Here is a 20,052-nt window from a genome sequence, read left to right on the forward strand (position 1 = left end):
GGACGGAGAGGGCGGCGATGGCAGGCGAACAGGGTGGGTCAGAGGACGGCCAGGGCGCGGCGCGGGCCGTGGCGCGACGGTCGGCGGTGCGGTCGCTTGTGCGGTTGTGGCCGTATGTACGGCCGGTATCCGCGCGGCTGTTCGGGTCGGCTGGGGTGGCGGTGACGGCGTCCTGTCTGGCGCTGCTGATCCCGTTGGTCCTCAAGTGGATGGTGGACGGCCCGGTGGCGCACCGGGATCCGTCGGGGGTGTGGCTGGGCGGCGGTCTCGTGCTGCTGCTCGGGCTGCTGGAGGCCGGCCTGTTCGGGGTGCGCCGCTGGCTGATCGCCCGGCCGATGGCCGGGCTTGAGGCACGGATGCGGGCCGATCTCTACCGGCATCTGCAACGGCTGCCGGTGGCCTTCCACGACCGCTGGGGATCCGGGCAGTTACTCTCTCGCGGCACCAACGACCTGCAGATCCTGCGGATGTTCCTGTCGTTCCCGATGGTCTTCCTGGTCGTCAACTCCAGTACGGTCCTGGTGGGTTTCGCGATCCTGCTCGTCCAGCGGTGGTCTCTGGGGCTGATGTTGCTGGTCCCGGTGGTGCCGCTGGTGCTGCTCTGCTCGTACTTCGAGTCGCGGTACGCACTGGCCTCGCGCCGCGCCCAGGACCAGACCGGCGATCTGACCACGCTGGTCGAGGAGTCGGTGCTGGGCATCCGGATCATCAAGGCGTTCGGTCGGCACCGCAGCCAGGCCGAGGCGTTCCGCCGCGAGTCGCACGCACTGCGGGGCACCGAGTTGCGCAAGGCACGGCTGCTGGCCGATCTGTGGGCGCTGATCACGGCGGTGCCGGACGTGGCGCTCGGCGTGGCGCTGGTGGTCGGTGCCGTACAGGTGGCCGACGACCGGCTGTCGGCGGGGACCCTGGTCGCCTTCCTTTCCACGGCGCTCGCGCTGCGCTGGCCCGTCGAGTCACTGGGCTGGCTGCTGTCCATGAGCAACGAGGCGGCCACCGCGGCCGACCGGTACTTCGAGGTGATGGACACCGGGCTGCCCTCGGAAACCGCGCCCGAGCCCGAACGGCCCGACGCCGACCGGCCCGACGCCGACCGGACCGTACGCGGCCAGGACGGGATCCGCTTCAGCGGTGTCCGGTTCCGCTATCCGGACGCCCCGGACGGCACCGCGGACCTGCTGACCGGAATCGATCTGCACATACCGACCGGCGAGACGCTGGCGCTGGTCGGGGCGACGGGTTCGGGCAAGACCTCGCTCACCGCGCTCATCCCCCGGTTGTACGAGGCGACCGCCGGCCGCATCACGCTGGACGGTGCGGACACCGCGCGGCTGACCCGCGAGCAGCTGCGCGGCATGGTGTCGATCGCCTTCGAGGAGCCGACGCTGTTCTCCGCGAGCGTCCGCGACAACGTCCTGATGGGTGCGCCCGGGGCGAGCGACGCCGATCTGCGGTGGGCGTTGGAGACCGCGCAGTGCGGTTTCGTGGACGCGCTGCCGCATGGTGTGGACACCCAGGTCGGCGAGCAGGGACTGAGCCTGTCCGGCGGTCAGCGGCAGCGGCTGGCGCTGGCCCGCGCGGTGGTGGGGCGCCCGCGCTTCCTGGTGCTCGACGATCCGCTGTCCGCGTTGGACGTGCACACCGAGGCGCTGGTGGAGGGCGCGCTACGCGAGGTGCTGGCGACCACCACCGCGCTGGTGGTCGCCCACCGGCCGTCCACGGTGCTGCTCGCCGACCGGGTGGCGCTGCTGTCGGGCGGCCGGATCACGGCGGTCGGCACCCACCACCAACTCCTGGCCGACTGCCCTGAGTACCACCACCTGATGTCCGGCGACACCGACGAGAGGAGCGCCGCCTGATGACCACCCTCGCCGACCGGCCGGTGGACGGAAGCGACGAGCCCGGAGCGGACCCGCCCGAGCCGGCGCGACAGAAGAGCGATCCCTACGACCGCGATGTGCTGCCCACGCCCAAGGGCGCCACACGCGCGCTGCTACGCGAGTTGCTGCGGCCGTATCGGGCGCGCGTCTGGCTGGCGGCCGTCGTACTGGTCGTACAGCAGGCGGCGGTGCAGGTCGGTCCGCTCATCGTGGCGTACGCCATCGACCGGGCGATCCCGGCACTGCGCGCCCACGACAAGGGGCCGCTGATCGCCACCGCCGTCGGGTACCTCGGCTGCGCGCTGCTGGCCGGGGTGCTGCAGCGGGCGTTCATCAGGCTGTCCGGCACGGTCAGCCAGGACGTGCTGCTGGACCTGCGCGGCCGGATCTTCCGCCATGCGCAGGCACTCGGCCTGGACTTCCATGAGCGCTACACCTCCGGACGGATCATCGCCCGCGCGACCTCCGATGTGGAGTCGTTCCGCGAACTGCTCTCCGAGGGCATGCAGGAGCTGTTCGACGTCGCCCTCTCGGTGCTCTACATCGGCTTGGTGCTGCTGTATCTGGACTGGGCCCTCGGCCTGTTCGCGTTGGCCACCGCGCTGCCGCTCGCCTGGGTCATGCGGTCCTTCCACCGCCGGTCCCGCCGGGTGTACACCCGGCGGTCCGCCGCGATAGCCAGCGTGATCGTGCGGTTCACCGAGACCATGAACGGGATCCGGCCGGTGCAGGCGTTCCGCCGGGAGCGGGACAACGACGCGGCGTTCGCGGAGTTGAACCGCACCCACGAGCGGGCGAACGGCGATGCGATCGTGGAGATGGGCCGGTTCAACGTCACGTCCTGGCTGATCGCCAACACCTCGGTCGCGCTGGTGGTGCTCTGGGGCGGCTACCGGGTCGCCTCCGGCTCGCTGGAGCTCGGTGTGCTCGCCGCCTTCGTGCTCTATCTGCGCCGGCTGTACGGGCCGATCGATCCGCTGGGAATGTTCCTCAACTCCTGGCAGTCGGCGGCGGCTTCCCTGGAGAAGATCGCCGGACTGCTGGCGCAGCGGCCGTCCGTGCCGGAGCCCGCCAGGCCGAGGGCGCTGCCCGTGCAGTCCGGTGACCGCCCCGGCCGGACGGTGGCCTTCGAGGGCGTGCGGTTCGGGTACCGGACCGGTGGCGAGGTGCTGCCGCGCTTCGATCTGTCCATACCCGCGGGCCAGACCGTGGCGGTGGTCGGCGCGACCGGCGCGGGCAAGTCCACACTGGCCAAGCTGCTGTGCCGGTTCTACGACCCGACGGGCGGCCGGGTCACCCTGGACGGCGTCGACCTGCGTGAGCTGACCGTGCCGGAACTGCGGCGCGGCGTGGTGATGGTCACCCAGGAGTCGTTCCTGTTCTCCGGAACGGTCGCCGAGAACATCTCGCTGGGCAACCCGGACGCCACCGCGGCGGAGATGGAGACGGCCGCCAAGGCGATCGGCGCGCATGACTTCATCGCGGCGCTTCCGGACGGCTACGACACGGACGTCCGCAAGCGCGGTGGCCGAATATCCGCCGGGCAGCGCCAGTTGGTGGCCTTCGCCCGGGCGCTGCTCGCCGATCCGGCGGTACTGGTACTGGACGAGGCGACCTCCTCGCTGGACGTGCCGAGTGAACGTGCGGTGCAGCAGGCCATGGACACGGTGCTGCACGGCCGGACCGCGGTGATCATCGCGCACCGCCTGTCCACCGTGGAGATCGCCGACCGGGTGCTGGTGATGGAGTCCGGCCGGGTCGTCGAGGACGGCACTCCGGCAGAACTCATCGACGGCAGCGGCCGCTTCGCCCATCTCCACCAGGCGTGGCGCGACAGCCTGGTGTGAACCGCCCCCCAGGCCGCCGCGGGATGCCGGCGCCGCAGCCCCTGGAGGGCAGCCGCCCACCCGCCGAAGCGGGTGAGCGCGAACCTCACCCCCGCCCCCAGGCCCGCCGCGGGGCCAAGGGACGGCGAGGCTACCGCAGAACGCCTGCCGTCATCCCCGCCGCCTCCGCCGGTACCGCGATCAGGCCCAGTTCGGCGGCGGACGCCAGCAGCGGATGCGCGGGCAGCACCCGCACCGTGTAGCCGAAGGGGCCGCTGCGGTCCAGTGCCAGCGGGCCCTCGAACAGCCAGCGGCCCTCAAGATCGGGACGGCCCGCCGGTTTGAGGGAGACCGCTGACGCGTCGGCGATCCGGTCGGAGTCGTCCACCCGGCCGGAGACCACCTGCACGTCCACGTCCTGCGGGTCGAGATCGCCGAGCGCCACCCGCACCCGCAGCGCCAGCGCGGAGCCCAACTCCGCGGTGCCGCCCGCCGATCCGGCCTCGACATGGTCGATGGCGACCCGCGGCCACTGCTCACGCACCCTGGCCTTCCAGCCGCTGAGGTCGCGCGCCGCCTCGGCGGTCACCGTGCGGTGGGCCAACGCGGCGGGCGCGTAGAGCTCGTCCACGTACTCGCGGACCATGCGCCCGGCCAGCACCTTGGGCCCCAGGGTGACCAGGGTGTGCCGGACCATCTCGATCCACCGGCGCGGCAGCCCACCACCGTCGGTGTCGTAGAACCGCGGGGCGACCCGCGACTCGATCAGGTCGTACAGCGCGGCCGCCTCGATGTCGTCGCGGCGCTCCGGGTCCTCACCGGAACCGTCGTCGGCGGTCGGGATGGCCCAGCCGTTGTTGCCGTCGAACCACTCGTCCCACCAGCCGTCCAGCACCGACAGGTTGAGGCAGCCGTTGAGCGCCGCCTTCATCCCCGACGTACCGCACGCCTCCAGCGGGCGCAGCGGATTGTTCAGCCAGACGTCGCACCCCGGGTACAGGTGCTGGGCCATCGCCATGCCGTAGTCGGGCAGGAAGACGATGCGGTGCCGCACCCGCGGATCGTCGGCGAACCGCACGAGCTCCTGTACGAGGCGCTTGCCGCTGTCGTCCGCCGGGTGCGCCTTGCCCGCCACCACGATCTGGACCGGGCGCTGCGGGTGCAGCAGCAGTTCGGTGAGCCGGTCCTTGTCACGCAGCATCAGCGTCAGCCGCTTGTACGACGGCACCCGGCGGGCGAAGCCGATGGTGAGCACGTCGGGGTCCAGTACCTCGTCGGTCCAGCCGAGTTCCAGCGCTCCGGCGCCGCGCTGCCGCCATGAGGCGCGCAGCCTGGCCCGTACCTCCTCGACCAGCTGCTCGCGCAGTCCCCGCCGTACCTCCCAGATCGCCGCGTCGGAGATGTTGGCGACCGACTCCCAGGTTTCCGAGCCGCCGACCGCCAAAGCGTCCTCGGTGCGCTGCACGCCGACCTGGTGGGCGCCGAGCCGGAACACCTCGGGGGCGACCCAGGTGGGCGCGTGCACCCCGTTGGTGATTGACCGGATGGGCACCTCTTCCGGGTCGAATCCCGGCCACAGTCCGGCGAACATCTGCCGGCTGACCGCACCGTGCAAGGTGCTCACCCCGTTGGCCCGCTGGGCCAGCCGCAGGCCCATCACGGCCATGTTGAACACCCCGGGGTCGCCGCCGGGGTAGTTCTCCCGGCCGAGGTCGAGCACCCGGTCGACGTCCACCCCCGGCAGTTCCCCGCCCTCACCGAAGTGACGGCCGATCAGTTCGAGGGCGAACCGGTCGATCCCGGCGGGCACCGGGGTGTGGGTGGTGAAGACGGTCCCGGCGCGCACCGCCTCCAGCGCCGCGTCGAACTCCAACCCGTCCGGCCCGTCATGGAGTTCTCGGATCCGCTCCAGGCCGAGGAACCCGGCGTGTCCCTCGTTGGTGTGGAACACCTCGGGCTCGGCGTGTCCGGCGAGCTTGCAGTAGGCGCGCACCGCGCGCACCCCGCCGATGCCCAGCAGCATCTCCTGCAGCAGCCGGTGCTCGCTGCCACCGCCGTAGAGCCGGTCGGTGACCTCGCGTTCGCTCTGGTTGTTCTCCTCGACGTCCGAGTCGAGCAGCAGCAGTGGCACCCGGCCGACCTGCGCCTTCCAGATGCGGGCGCGCAGCGACCGACCGCCGGGCAGGGCGAGGGTGACCAGCGCGGGACTGCCGTTGGCCTCGCACAGCGGGGTCAGCGGCAGTTCGTGCGGGTCGAGCACCGGATAGTGCTCCTGCTGCCAGCCCTCACGGGAGAGCGACTGCCGGAAGTACCCGTGCCGGTACAGCAGTCCTACGCCGATCAGCGGTACGCCGAGGTCGCTGGCGGCCTTGAGGTGGTCTCCGGCCAGGATGCCCAGCCCCCCAGAATACTGCGGCAGGGCTGCGGTGATCCCGAACTCGGGCGAAAAGTAGGCAATGGCGGACGGCAGTTCATGGCCGTGCGCGCTCTGGTACCAACGCGGATTGGTGAGGTAGTCGGAGAGGTCCTCGGCCGCGGCGGCGAGCCGCCGTAGGAACCGGCGGTCTTCGGCGAGTGCCGCCAGCCGCTGCGCGGGTACGGCGCCCAGCAGCCGGACCGGATCGCCGCCCGCGGCCCGCCATCCACCGGGGTCGACGGACTGCAGCAGCTCGCGGGTCTCCTGATGCCAGGACCAGCGCAGGTTCTGGGCCAGCTCGCCGAGCGGGCGCAGGGGTTCGGGGAGGACCGTACGGACAGTGAATCGACGGATAGCCTTCACGGTACGAAGGTAGCGGCGCGGCGGCCGGTTTCACCCGAAGTCGGCTTTCCTCGGCGAGGATCCCGGAGATCCTTTGCGTTTCGGGCGTGTCCGCGGTTTGGCTGATTCCCTTCCCTCCGGGTCCCTTGTACAGGACGATTTCCTACGTAAGGCTTCCCCGTGGCGCCCGCGGTGTTCTCGGGGGCGCGAAGCACGGTCCTTCACCCTTACGGCCCTGACTCGTCATCTGCCGGCCGTTCCACGGTCGGCGATTCATCACCGCGTCACCCCTTCGTACGAGCGTCCTCGGTCCGAAAGATGGTGTTCGGGAGGAGTCTCCGGGAAGGCTTCCAGGACGCCCCGCACCCTGTTACTCCGTCATGTCTCGTCCATTCCAACCGAGTGAACGCGCTCAGGAGCGGCCATGCAGACGAGTGCACAGTCGAGGGAGCAGATACAAAAGGCATTGGGGGCACCGAGACCACATAACGACGCAAGCCCAGGTGAGCAAATGATCGGTCGTATCCCCGTACTGGATCTCCGCCCGCTGGTGGACTGCGGGAGACGTCCCGCGAAAGCCGTGGTAGGCGAAGCCTTCCAGGTCAGCGCCACGGTCTTCCGTGAAGGCCATGACGCGGTCGCCGCCAATGTGGTGCTACGGGACGCGGCCGGGCGGTCCGGCCCCTGGACCCCGATGCGTGAACTCGCCCCGGGCACCGACCGCTGGGGGGCCGATGTCACCCCGACGGCCGAGGGGCGCTGGACGTACACCGTGGAGGCGTGGTCCGACCCGGTGAACACCTGGCGGCACACGGCGCGGATCAAGATCCCGGCCGGTATCGACACCGATCTGGTGCTGGCCGAGGGCGCGGCGCTGCATGAGCGCGCGGCGGCCGGCGTGCCGAAGAAGGACGGCCGCGCGCTGGTGCTGGAGGCGGTGGACGCGCTGCGGGACGACAAGCGCGGCGCCGATCAGCGGCTGACGGCCGCTCTGTCCGCACAGGTCGTGGAGGTCCTGGAGCGCTTCCCGCTGCGCGAGTTGGTCAGTGCCTCCCGGCCGTTGGCGCTTCAGGTGGAGCGCAAACGGGCACTGTTCGGCTCCTGGTACGAGTTCTTCCCGCGGTCCGAGGGCGCGGTGCTCAAGGAGGGCGTGCCGCCACGCTCGGGGACGCTGCGCACCGCGGCCGAGCGGCTGCCCGCGATCGCCGCGATGGGCTTCGACGTGGTGTACCTTCCGCCGATCCATCCGATCGGCACCGCCTTCCGCAAGGGCCCGAACAACTCGCTGACCGCCGGGCCGTATGACGTCGGCTCACCCTGGGCGATCGGCTCTGCCGCCGGTGGCCATGACGCGGTCCACCCCGATCTGGGCACCCTCGACGACTTCGACGCCTTCGTGGCGCGGGCGCGGCAGCTGCGGCTGGAAGTGGCACTCGACTTCGCGCTGCAGTGCTCGCCCGACCATCCGTGGGTCAAACAACACCCCGAATGGTTCGCACATCGGATCGACGGTTCGATCGCCTATGCGGAGAACCCGCCCAAGAAGTACCAGGACATCTATCCGCTGGCTTTCGACACCGATATGCAGGGGCTCACCCGGGAGACCCTGCGGGTACTGCGGCACTGGATGGAGCACGGCGTGCGGATCTTCCGGGTGGACAATCCGCACACCAAGCCGGTGGTGTTCTGGGAAAGGGTGATCGCGGAGATCAACCGCACCGACCCGGATGTGATCTTCCTGGCCGAGGCCTTCACCCGTCCCGCGATGATGCACACGCTGGCCACGATCGGTTTCCAGCAGTCGTACACGTATTTCACCTGGCGCAACACCAGGGACGAACTCACTGGATATCTCACGCAGTTGAGCGAGGATGCCGCCTCTTATATGCGGCCCAATCTCTTCGTCAACACTCCGGACATCCTCAACGCCTACCTCCGACAAGGCGGGCGCCCGGCCTTCGAGGTACGAGCCGTGCTGGCCGCCACGCTCTCGCCGACCTGGGGCGTCTACTCCGGTTTCGAACTGTGCGAGAACACCCCGGTCCGCGAGGGCAGCGAGGAGTACCTGAACTCCGAGAAGTACGAGCTGCGCCCGCGCGACTGGGCGCGCGCCGAGGCCGAGGGCCGCTCCCTCGCCCCGCTGATCACTCGTCTCAATCGGCTTCGGCGGCGCCATCCGGCCTTGCAGTACCTACGGAACCTGCGGTTCCACGGTTCCGACAATGACGCGATCATCGCGTACTCCAAGCGGGTGCCGACGCAGGAGGGCGCACACGACACCGTTCTGGTGGTCGTCAACCTCGACCCGCACCACACCCGTGAGGCGACCGTTTCGTTGAACATGCCGGATCTCGGCCTTGAGTGGCACGAGACCTTCCCGGTGCGCGATGAGCTCACCGGTGAGACCTACCAATGGGGCAGGGACAACTACGTGCGTCTGGAACCGGGGTCCCGCCCCGCGCACCTGCTGTCCCTGCGACCGTCCTCAACGATCGGAGGGTCACCCAATTGACAGTCAACGAACCCGTCCAGGACACCTTCGAGGACACGCCCGCAAAGGACCGTGACCCCGACTGGTTCAAGCGCGCGGTCTTCTACGAGGTGCTGGTCCGCTCCTTCCAGGACAGCAACGGCGACGGCATCGGCGATCTGAAGGGCCTCACCGCCAAACTGGACTACCTCCAGTGGCTCGGGGTCGACTGCCTGTGGCTGCCGCCGTTCTTCGCCTCGCCGTTGCGTGACGGGGGGTACGACGTCTCCGACTACACCGCCGTACTACCCGAGTTCGGTGACCTCGCCGACTTCGTGGAGTTCGTCGACGCCGCCCACCAGCGCGGCATGCGCGTCATCATCGACTTCGTCATGAACCACACCAGCGACCAGCACCCGTGGTTCCAGGCCTCCCGCACGGATCCGGACGGACCGTACGGCGACTACTACGTCTGGGCCGACGACGACAAGCAGTACCAGGACGCACGGATCATCTTCGTCGACACCGAAACCTCCAACTGGACCTTCGACCCGGTGCGCAAGCAGTACTACTGGCACCGCTTCTTCTCCCACCAGCCGGACCTGAACTACGAGAACCCGCGCGTCCAGGAAGAGATGATCGCGGGCCTTCGGTTCTGGCTGGACCTCGGCATCGACGGCTTCCGCCTCGACGCGGTGCCGTACCTGTACGCCGAGGAGGGCACCAACTGCGAGAACCTCCCGGCCACCCATCAGTTCCTCAAACGTGTACGGTCCGAGATCGACGCCCAGTACCCGGACACGGTGCTGCTGGCCGAGGCCAACCAGTGGCCGGAGGACGTGGTCGACTACTTCGGCGACTTCCCCAGCGGCGGCGACGAGTGCCATATGGCGTTCCACTTCCCGGTCATGCCGCGGATCTTCATGGCGGTACGCCGCGAGTCCCGCTACCCGGTCTCGGAAATCCTCGCCAAGACCCCGGCGATCCCGGCCAACTGCCAGTGGGGCATCTTCCTGCGCAACCATGACGAGCTGACCCTCGAAATGGTGACGGACGAAGAGCGCGACTACATGTACGCGGAGTACGCCAAGGACCCGCGGATGCGCGCCAACATCGGCATCCGGCGGCGGCTGGCGTCCCTGCTGGACAACGACCGCAACCAGATCGAACTGTTCACCGCACTGCTGCTCTCGCTGCCCGGCTCGCCGATCCTCTACTACGGCGACGAGATCGGCATGGGGGACAACATCTGGCTGGGCGACCGCGACGCGGTGCGCACCCCGATGCAGTGGACCCCGGACCGCAACGCCGGCTTCTCGTCCTGTGACCCAGGACGCCTCTACCTTCCGACGATCATGGACCCGGTCTACGGCTACCAGGTCACCAACGTCGAAGCCCAGATGAGCAGCCCGAGTTCGCTGCTGCACTGGACCCGCCGGATGATCGAGATCCGAAAGCAGAACCCCGCTTTCGGTCTCGGCTCCTACACCGAACTGGCGTCGAGCAACCCGGCGGTACTGGCCTTCCTGCGCGAGGCTCCCTCTGCTGAGGGGCAGCGGGACGACCTCGTCCTGTGCGTGAACAACTTCTCGCGCTTCCCGCAGCCCACCGAGTTGGACCTGCACACCTGGGAAGGCCGCCATCCCGTCGAGTTGATCGGCGGGGTCCGCTTCCCGGCGATCGGCGAACTCCCGTACCTGCTGACCCTGGCAGGCCACGGCTTCTACTGGTTCCGCCTGCGGCGCGACGTGTGATGCTTCCCGGGCGCCTTCTGGGTGGGGTTGCGGTGGGTTCGAGACCGCCGGGCTCCTTCGTCGTGGTTGCTCGCCGTCGCGGCGGAAGACGCTGTTGGGTCAACTCCCCAACCTCCGCTGTCCCGCTGCGGGCGAGCCCCCGCGCTCCGGGGGTTCGAGGGCCTGCCCCCGAACATGTCCGCCGGGACGGCGTGCAACCCCCATGGCACGGACCGGCGGTGTGCGCGGCCACCGCAACCCCACCGGTAGATCCGCCGGAATGGCCCGAGTTTCACAGCGAAGCGTCAGGGCAGGCTCACCGTTACCAAAGCGGCGTCGGACACGACGTCTACGCCACTTGCGCCACCTACTCGGATGGTCCTTCGTCCGACACGGTCCCGCCGCCGGACACCCGCCGCCGCGCACCCCTTCACTGATGCCAACCATCGCACTGAACGGGCGTGCGATGCCCGAGGAAAGGACGCCATGTCGGATACCTCGCGGCTCCGCCCTCCGGTCACGGGTCAGGACCCGTGCCAGGAACCGGCATACGACGCCGACCACCCCGCCCCCGGTACCCGGCCGGGTGCGGCCGGGCGCACCGGCACGGGTTTCGGCGACGGCACCGCCGTACGGGCGCGAACGTCACTCGCGGGCTCCGGGCTGTTGCAGGCGCTGACACCGCTGCTGCGCGAATGGCTGCCGCGGCAGCGGTGGTTCGCCGGTAAGGGGCGGCCGATCTCCGGCTTCGATCTGGTCAGCGCGGTGGAGCTGCTGCCGCTCGACGGGCGGGTCGGCGGCGCGGGACTGCTCCATCTGCTGCTCGACGTCAACCAACCCGGCGTCCCCCCGGACTGCTACCAACTGGTGCTCGGCACCCGTCCGCTGCTGCCACCGCCGTTGGCGCCCGCCCTGATCGGGCACGCCACCGGCGGCCCGTTGGCCGGACTCACGGTGTACGAGGCGCTGTACGATCCCCGGCTCGCCACCCTGCTGCTGGAACGACTACGCACGCCCGGCCGCACCGGCCCACTGCGGTTCTCCGCCGAGTCGGGCATCTCGATTCCCGCCGGACTCGCCCCCAGGCTGTCCGGCATCGAGCAGTCCAACTCCTCCGTGGTTTACGGAGATACGTTTATCCTCAAGCTATTTCGCCGGGTCTCCCCCGGCGCCAATCCGGACCTGGAACTCCCGCTCGCCCTGGCCCGCACCGGCTCGACCCGGGTGGCCGCGCCGGTCGCCTGGGTGGAGGCGCTCGGCCTGCACGGGGAGCCCGCCACGCTCGGCGTCCTGCAACGGTATCTGCCCGGTTCCGTCGACGGCTGGCAGCTGGCACTGGCCGCGGTGGCCGCCCACGACGACTTCACCGGGCACGCCCGTTCGCTCGGCGGCGCCACCGCCGAAGTGCACGCCGCGCTGGCCCGCGCACTGCCCGGGGCGACCCTGCGCCGCCAGCAGATCCGGCTGCTCGCGACCGCGATGGCCGACCGGCTCGACGCCGCGGCGGCCGCGGTGCCCGCCCTGGGGCGGTACGCCGAGCGGCTTCGCGGCGCCTTCCATGACCTCGCCGAACTCTCCCGCTCCGCCGTGGAGTTGCCCGCCCAGCGGATCCACGGCGACCTCCATCTCGGCCAGGCGCTGCACACCTCCGCCCAAGGGTGGGTGCTGATCGACTTCGAGGGCGAGCCCGCCCGTCCGCTTTCCGAACGCCGTCGGCCGCAGTCACCCGTCCAGGACATCGCGGGCATGCTGCGGTCCTTCGACTACGCGGCCCGCCACCACGACCCGGCCGCACCGGACGCCGCCGCCTGGGCCGAACGCCACCGCGCGGCCTTCTGCGCCGGTTACGCGGAGCGCTCCGGGCACGATCCGCGGGACGCACGGGTGCTGCTGCGCGCGTACGAGACCGACAAGGCCGTGTACGAGGTGCTGTACGAGGCCCGCCATCGCCCCGAGTGGCTGCCCATCCCGATGGCCGCGATCCAGCGGCTGAGCGAGCCCGCTCCCCGCTGACCCCAACTCACCGTCCGAGGAGGACCTGACCGTGATTCCCCGCGATCCCTCGCGCCCGACCCCCGGGGAGACGGCATCCGTTGTACCAGCCACCTTCCTCCCGTTCTCCAACCCCGCGAAACCCGGGATCCCCGCGGCGCCCGGCACTCAACCGGAGGCCGCCGCCCGCGGCTACACCCCGGGCAACCGCCCGCCCGCCTCGGGCACCGCCCCGCGCCGCAGGCCGTCGGACGCCGCGAGCCCCAAGGCACCGGCGTACCCTGCCCCGCCCGCACCCCCCGCCGCCGAACCGCCAGCGGCCCCCGCACCCCCGGCCGCTCCCGAACCGCCGGCCGCCACACCACGGGTGGTGCGCGCCTCGGGCGGGGCGCGACCGGCCACCGCCATCGATCCCGGCGAGACGGACCGGCTGCTCGCCGGTGCCCACCACGACCCGCACGCACTGCTGGGCGCGCACCCCGTCGCGGGCGGGATCGCGGTGCGCGCGCTGCGCCCGTACGCGCGGGCGGTGTCCGTGGTCGCTCCTGGTCTACGGGTGGAGTTGCGCTCGGAGGGCCGGGGGCTGTTCAGCGCGGTGCTGCCGCTGCGGGAGATCCCGGACTACCGGCTGCTGGTGACGTACGACGACGGGGAGCACGAGGTCGACGACCCGTACCGGCTGCTGCCGTCGCTGGGCGAGTTGGATCTGCACCTGATCCACGAGGGACGGCACGAGCAGTTGTGGCAGGCCCTCGGCGCGCGAGTGATGACCCACCAGGGAGTCCGCGGCACCCGGTTCGCGGTGTGGGCACCGAACGCATGCGGTGTCCAGGTGGTCGGTGACTTCAACTACTGGGACGGCACCGGCCATCCCCTGCGCTCGCTCGGCTCCTCCGGCATCTGGGAGGTGTTCGTCCCCGAGATCGGCGAGGGCGCGCTCTACAAGTTCCGGATCACCACCGCGGACGGCGGGCAGGTGGTCAAGGCCGACCCGATGGCCCGGCGCACCGAGACGCCGCCCGCCACCGCCTCGGTGGTCGAGGACACCCGTCACACCTGGCACGACCAGGAGTGGCTGGCTCACCGTGGCACACGGCCGGTGCACCAGTCGCCGTTCTCGGTCTACGAGGTCCATCTGCCGTCCTGGCGGCCGGGCCTGACCTACCGCGAACTCGCTGAGCAACTCCCGGCCTACGTCAGGGACCTGGGCTTCACGCACGTGGAGCTGATGCCGGTCGCCGAGCATCCGTTCGGCGGTTCATGGGGTTACCAGGTCACCTCGTACTACGCGCCCACCGCCCGGCTCGGTACGCCGGATGACTTCAGGTACCTGATCGACGCGCTGCATCAGGCCGGGATCGGTGTGCTGATGGACTGGGTGCCCGCGCACTTCCCGAAGGACGACTGGGCGCTGGCCCGGTTCGACGGCACCCCGCTGTACGAGCCGGACGATCCGCGCCGTGCCGAGCACCCGGACTGGGGCACCCTGGAGTTCGACTTCGGCCGTACCGAGGTGAAGAACTTCCTGGTGGCCAACGCGGTGTACTGGCTTGAGGAGTTCCACATCGACGGGCTGCGGGTCGACGCGGTCGCCTCGATGCTCTACCTCGACTACTCGCGTGAGGACGGCCAGTGGTCGCCCAACGCCTTCGGCGGCCGGGAGAACCTGGACGCGGTCTCCTTCCTGCAGGAGATGAACGCCACCGTCTACCGGCGCTGCCCCGGCATCGTCACCGTCGCCGAGGAGTCCACCGCCTGGGACGGCGTGACCCGGCCGACCGACGCGGGCGGCCTGGGCTTCGGGCTGAAATGGAACATGGGCTGGATGCACGACACCCTGTCGTACCTCTCCCATGAGCCGGTGCACCGCAAGCACCACCACGGCGACATGACCTTCGCCATGGTCTACGCCTACTCGGAGAACTACGTGCTGCCGATCTCGCATGACGAGGTGGTCCACGGCAAGCGCGCCCTGGTCGCCAAGGCGCCGGGCGACTGGTGGCAGCAGCGGGCCACCCATCGCGCCTACCTCGGCTTCATGTGGGCGCACCCGGGCAAGCAACTCCTCTTCATGGGGCAGGAGTTCGCGCAGGGGGCGGAGTGGTCGCATGACACCGGTCCCGACTGGTGGCTCACCGACCCCGGGTACAGCGCCGCCGGGGACCACACCGGCGTCCGCGATCTGGTGCGGGACCTCAACACGTACTACCTGTCCACACCCGCGCTGTGGGAGTTGGACACCGATCCCGCGGGCTTCGCCTGGATCGACGCGCACGCCGCCGACGACAACGTGCTGTCGTTCGTCCGCTATGGCACCGACGGCCGTCCGCTGGTCTGCGTCAGCAACTTCTCCCCCGTCGTACGCCATGACTACAAGGTCAACCCGCCGTCGGGGCACGGCGGCTGGCGCGAGGTGCTGAACACGGACAGCGCGGCGTACGGTGGCGGCGGGGTCGGCAACTCCGGTGTGGTGTCGAGCGTGTTGACCCTGCCGCCGCTGGCCACCATCTGGCTGCGACCTGGTTGAATCCGATGTTGAATACGGCCTAGTCGAGCACCCCAAGCTGTACGAAACTCCGAAATCGGCGGCGATTTTCAGCCGCCGATTCATCGGTCCGCACGGTGCGTTACGCGGGGTGATCGGCCGTACTCTGACCGGGTGCCGCCCCCCTTCGATGCTGCCGCCGCAAGGCGCATGCGCCAGCAGCTTGGAATGTCACACGCCCATGTTTCCCATGGAATATGGGCCTCATTTGGGCTGCAGATAGGGCCCGACACCGTGCTCTGCTGGGAGCAGGGAGACGCCGTCCCCACCGAACAGGAGCTGACCGCGCTGGCCGGTGCGCTGTGGTGCGCGCCTTCCGATCTGCTCGGCGTGCCCACCACGCTGCGCGAGCACCGCTGGGCCCGTGGGCTGGCCGTCGAGGACGTGGCGTTCCGCACCGGCCTGCGCCCCCGGGAGTACCAGAAGATGGAGGAGCGCAACCGCTGGACCGGTGACGAGCGGCAGACCGCCGCGCTCGGCGCGGCCCTCGGCCTCACCCTGGCGCAGTTGGTCACCGTGACCGGCCGGGACCGGAAGCTGGCCGAATACCTACGCTCGGCGGCTGCGGTGCGCTGGCAGGCGTACGTCAAGCCGGTCAACGCGATCGTCCCGCTGCCCAGAGAGCGGATCGAGCGGGCGCTCGGCCAACTGCACAACGACTACCAGTCGTTGATGACCTCCACCCTGAGCTGGAGCGCGACCGCTTCCGCGGAGGACAAGGGCGCACCGTACCTGGCGAAGATCCTCGACCACTTCTGGAAGCTCTTGGAGCCGTAGGCTTGCGGACAGCCCCTCCGCCAGCGGGTTGTGGGCAGTCGTTCCTCCCCCACTGCCTTGAGGGCGTGGGAGGTGCCCCCCCGGCGGAACGGGCGGGCACAACCCTTGGCGGCGCTGAGCCTCCGGGGTTACCCCCGGACGGCTTCCAACTCCCGCTCCACGGCGGGTTCCGCGACCGCGGCCCGGCGGCGGCGCGGCAGCAGCACCGCGACCAGTACCGTGCCCGCGGCCAGCACAATCGCTCCGACCAGGCTGGTGTGCGCCACCGCTTCGGAGAACGCGGAGTGCACCGCGTGCACCATGGCGGCGCCCTGCTGCGGCCCGGCCTGCGCCGCGACCTTGCCCGCGACCGCGAGCCCCGCGCCCACCGAGTCCTGGGCGGTGGACAGTGCGGCGGCCGGAAGCTTGCCGTGCACGGCGTCGGCGAGGTGCGAGGAGTACGAACCGGACAGCACCGAGCCGAGGATGGCGATGCCCAGCGAGCCGCCGAGTTCCAGCGAGGTGTCGTTGACCGCACCGCCGACGCCCAGTTCGGACTCCGGGAAGGCCCCCATGATCGCGTCGGTGCACGGCGACAGGCTGAGCCCGATCGCCAGGCCGAGCACCACCAGCGGGATGACCAGGTCCCCGTACGAGGAGCCCGCGTCCACCTTGGTCAGCAGCGCCAGCGCCACCGTGCCGCCGACCATGCCCGTGGTGACCGTCACCTTCATGCCGAGCCGCGGCGTCAGCACGCCGGTCAGCGCGGCGCCGACGAACACCGCCCCGGCGAGCGGCAGCATCCGCACCCCGGTGTCCAACGGGCTGTAGCCGAGCACGAACTGCAGATGCTGGGTGAGGAAGTAGAAGGCGCCGAAGACCGCCAGGAAGAACAGCGCCACGGCGAGGTTGGAACCTGCGAACCCGCGGTCGCGGTACCGCCGTACGTCGAGCACCGGGCGCGGGTGCCGCGACTCCCACAGCACGAAGGCGATCAGGCCGACGCCCGCGATGACGGCGGCGGTGATCGCCGCGGTGCCCCAGCCGAAGTGCGGGCCCTCGATGATCATGTAGACCAGCGCGCCGAGCGAGACCACCGACAGCAGTCCGCCGACCACGTCGATCCGACCGTGGTGCGCCGCCTTGGACGGCGGGATCAGCACCAGTGCTCCGACCAGCGCGACGGCCGCCACCGGGACGTTGATCAGGAACGTCGAGGACCAGCTGTGGTTCTGCAGCAGCATCCCCGCGACCAGCGGTCCGACCGCGATGGCCAGACCCGCGGTCGCCGTCCACAGCGTGATCGCCTTGGCCCGCTCGGCCTTGGGGAAGGTGGCGGCCAGCAGCGACAGCGTGGCGGGCATGATCATGGCCGCGCCGACCCCCATCACCGCGCGCGCCGCGATCACTCCGGTGGCGCTGTGCACCAGCGACCCGGCGACGGACGCCGCGCCGAAGACCACAAGACCGAGCAGCAGCGCCCCACGGCGGCTGTACTTGTCGCCGATCGCGCCCAGCAGCAGCATCAGCGCCGCGTACGGGACGGTGTAACCGTCGATGACCCACTGCAGGTCAGAACTGGTCAGGCCGAGGTCCGCGGTCATGTCGGGGGCCGCGACGGTGAGCGAGGTGTTCGCCATCACGATGATCAGCAGACTGAGACACAACACCAGTAGCGCCCACCACCGGCGGGCGTACGGCCGGTCCATGGACTCGACCGGTTCGGTCAGGACGAGGCGCACGGTTCCACCCTCCCAAGATCTTGCACACGCCTGTGCAATTACACAGCCATGTGCAAGTTACGCCATTGCACATCGATGTGCAAAATGAACGGAGGGCCCACACCCGTAGGATTCGCGGACCCCCGTTCCGCGGGAGCGTTCGCAGGGGACCCAGGAAGGAACCAGCCATGACCGGCCGAGCCGACGCCAACCGCCGCCGACTGATGGACGTCGCGCTCGCCGAGCTGCTGCGCGACCCGGACGCGAGCATGGACCAGATCGCCCGCGCCGCGGGCGTCGTACGCCGCACCGTCTACGGACACTTCCCGAGCCGCGACGCGCTGATCAGCGCGCTGACCGACGATGCCGCCGAGGCCGTGGCCGCCGCGCACTCCGCCGCCCTGCGCGACGTGGAGGATCCGGCCGAGGCGCTGGCCCGCAGCATCCTCGCGGTCTGGGAGATCGCCGACCGCTACCGGCTGCTGGTCTCCCTCGCCCAGCGCAGCGTGACCGTCGAGGGCATCATGCGGCGCCTGGAGCCGGTCCGCCGCGCCTGCACCGAACTGCTGCAACACGGCCTGGACCAGGGCGTGTTCACCTCACCGCTGCCCGCCGAAGCCCTCGCCTACGTCCATGAGCAGGTGCTGTTCGGCCTGATGCAGGCGGTCAACGACGGCGCCCTGCCACCGCGAAAGGCGGGCAGCGCCGCCGCCGTCACCGCACTGACGGCAGCGGGCGTGCCCGCCGATCGGGCCGCGCGCCTCGCGGAGGCGGTCGCGGTCCGGTAGCCCGAACGCGTCAGACGACCGCGGGCTCCTGCACGCCCCCGACACCCTCCGGCCGCGCCGCGGGCCGGCCGTCGTCGACCAACACCGTCTCGTCGAACGGCAGTTGACCGGCGAACACCGTACGCGCCCGATCGTGGTCGAACTCCTTGGTCAAGGTGCCGATGACCACCGTCGCGATCGCGTTGCCCGCGAAGTTCGTCAACGCCCGCGCCTCGCTCATGAAGCGGTCGATGCCGACGATCAGCCCCACCCCGTCGACCAGGTCCGGGCGGTGCGACTGCAGCCCGCCCGCCAGCGTCGCCAGACCCGCGCCGGTGACACCCGCCGCGCCCTTGGAGGCGATCACCATGAAGACCAGCAGCGAGATCTGCTGCCCGAGGGCCATCGGCTTGCCCAGCGCGTCGGCCACGAACAGCGAGGACATCGTCAGATAGATCGCGGTGCCGTCGAGGTTGAACGAGTAGCCGGTGGGGACGGTGATGCCGACCACCGGGCGGCTCACGCCCAGGTGCTCCATCTTCGCGATCAGCCTCGGCAGCGCGGACTCCGACGAGGAGGTCGACAAGATCAGCAGGAACTCCCTGGCCAGGTACTTCAGCAGGGAGAACACGCTGACCCCGCAGACCAGCCGCAGCACGGCGCCGAGCACCACCACCACGAACAGGAAACAGGTCGCGTAGAAGCCGACCATGATGACCGCCAGCGCCTTGAGCGCCCCGACGCCGGTCGCGCCGACCACCGCCGCCATCGCGCCGAACGCCCCGACCGGCGCCGCCCACATGATCATTGACAGCACCCGGAAGGCCAGCTTCTGGAGGTGCCCGATACCGCGCAGCACCGGCTCCCCGGCGCCGCCCATGGCCTGCAGCGCGAAGCCCACGAGCAGCGCCACCAGCAGCGTCTGCAGCACCTGCCCGGTGGTGAACGCGGACAGCAGGGTCTTGGGGATGATCCCGAGGATGAAGTCCGTACCGCCCTGGCTGGCCCCCGCGGCCTGACCGTGCCCGGCGGCCTTCGCGGCGGCGGTCAGGTGCAGACCGCTGCCCGGGTGCAGGAAGTTGCCCACGACCAGCCCGATGGCCAGCGCCACCGTGGACATCACCAGGAAGTAGCCGAGCGCCAGCCCGCCCACCACGCCGACCTTCGCCGCCTTCCGCACCGAGCCGATGCCCAGCACGATGGTGCAGAAGATGACCGGCGAGATCATCATCGTGATCAGGCTGACGAAACCGGTGCCGAGCGGCTTGAGTTCCTTGGCCGCGCCCGGAGCGGCCAGCCCCAGCACGATTCCGGCCAGCACCGCCACGATGACGGCGAGATACAGAAAGTGGGTGCGGTCCCGGCGTGGGCGCGCGGGCGTCGGCTCTGCCATCGCTTCCTCCTGAGGTACCACCGGCGTCCCGACCGGTCGGTTCCGGTGACTATGCGCGGTCGACGTGACGGCGGTCACGTTTACGTTCATAGAGTTCACGGAACCTGTGCACACTGACCCCATGCCGATAGCCCGCCGTACCGGAACGCCCCGTGCCGGGCGAAGGGGTCCTGGGGTGAAACCCCCGGAGAAGAACACCCGACCCCCGCGC

At 70.3% G+C, this 20,052-nt stretch carries 11 protein-coding genes; 8 read left to right on the plus strand and 3 right to left on the minus strand.

The features are described 5' to 3' along the window. Positions 1-17: 17 nt before the first annotated feature. Positions 18-1,859, plus strand: a complete 1,842-nt coding sequence (locus tag P2L57_RS01390; protein ID WP_275806803.1) for an ABC transporter ATP-binding protein — start codon at positions 18-20, stop codon at positions 1,857-1,859. Beyond that, complete coding sequence (locus P2L57_RS01395; RefSeq protein ID WP_275806806.1) at positions 1,859-3,727, plus strand: ABC transporter ATP-binding protein; 1,869 nt, start codon at positions 1,859-1,861, stop codon at positions 3,725-3,727. The genes P2L57_RS01390 and P2L57_RS01395 overlap by 1 nt, the downstream gene beginning before the upstream one ends. 130 nt (positions 3,728-3,857) lie before the next feature. Here the strand turns inward: P2L57_RS01395 and glgP are convergent, their stop codons facing one another. Then, the gene (gene glgP / locus P2L57_RS01400) at positions 3,858-6,485 is read right to left on the minus strand and encodes an alpha-glucan family phosphorylase (protein WP_275806810.1); all 2,628 of its coding nucleotides are present in this window, start codon (positions 6,483-6,485) and stop codon (positions 3,858-3,860) included. Positions 6,486-6,975: 490 nt separating this feature from the next. Between glgP and P2L57_RS01405 the strand changes: the two genes are divergently transcribed. From P2L57_RS01405 to P2L57_RS01425, 5 genes are all read left to right on the plus strand, one after another. Beyond that, positions 6,976-8,976, plus strand: a complete 2,001-nt coding sequence (locus tag P2L57_RS01405) for an alpha-1,4-glucan--maltose-1-phosphate maltosyltransferase (protein WP_275806814.1) — start codon at positions 6,976-6,978, stop codon at positions 8,974-8,976. Next, entirely contained in the window at positions 8,973-10,688 is a 1,716-nt protein-coding gene (treS, locus tag P2L57_RS01410) for a maltose alpha-D-glucosyltransferase (protein WP_275806817.1), read from the plus strand. The genes P2L57_RS01405 and treS overlap by 4 nt, the downstream gene beginning before the upstream one ends. A gap of 465 nt (positions 10,689-11,153) precedes the next feature. Continuing rightward, positions 11,154-12,680 (plus strand): maltokinase N-terminal cap-like domain-containing protein, encoded by a 1,527-nt coding sequence (locus P2L57_RS01415; protein ID WP_275806820.1) that lies wholly within the window; start codon positions 11,154-11,156, stop codon positions 12,678-12,680. Positions 12,681-12,711: 31 nt separating this feature from the next. Further along, positions 12,712-15,186 carry a 1,4-alpha-glucan branching enzyme gene (glgB, locus tag P2L57_RS01420; protein ID WP_275806823.1) on the plus strand — a complete coding sequence of 825 codons (2,475 nt, stop codon included), beginning with the start codon at positions 12,712-12,714 and terminating at the stop codon, positions 15,184-15,186. Between the two features lie 252 nt (positions 15,187-15,438). Further along, the gene (locus P2L57_RS01425) at positions 15,439-15,981 is read left to right on the plus strand and encodes an XRE family transcriptional regulator (protein WP_308292419.1); all 543 of its coding nucleotides are present in this window, start codon (positions 15,439-15,441) and stop codon (positions 15,979-15,981) included. 128 nt (positions 15,982-16,109) lie between these two features. Here the strand turns inward: P2L57_RS01425 and P2L57_RS01430 are convergent, their stop codons facing one another. Further along, complete coding sequence (locus P2L57_RS01430; RefSeq protein WP_275806829.1) at positions 16,110-17,702, minus strand: MFS transporter; 1,593 nt, start codon at positions 17,700-17,702, stop codon at positions 16,110-16,112. Between the two features lie 167 nt (positions 17,703-17,869). Here P2L57_RS01430 and P2L57_RS01435 point away from each other — a divergent pair, with 167 nt between their 5' ends. Beyond that, positions 17,870-18,469, plus strand: coding sequence for a TetR/AcrR family transcriptional regulator (locus P2L57_RS01435; RefSeq protein ID WP_275806831.1), 600 nt, complete (start codon positions 17,870-17,872; stop codon positions 18,467-18,469). A gap of 10 nt (positions 18,470-18,479) precedes the next feature. Here P2L57_RS01435 and P2L57_RS01440 read toward each other — a convergent pair whose 3' ends face one another. Further along, positions 18,480-19,841 carry a cation:dicarboxylate symporter family transporter gene (locus P2L57_RS01440; protein ID WP_275806834.1) on the minus strand — a complete coding sequence of 454 codons (1,362 nt, stop codon included), beginning with the start codon at positions 19,839-19,841 and terminating at the stop codon, positions 18,480-18,482. Positions 19,842-20,052: the final 211 nt, after the last annotated feature.

Origin of the sequence: Streptantibioticus ferralitis (genome assembly GCF_029223525.1) — a bacterium.
Lineage (GTDB): Bacteria > Actinomycetota > Actinomycetes > Streptomycetales > Streptomycetaceae > Streptantibioticus_A > Streptantibioticus_A ferralitis.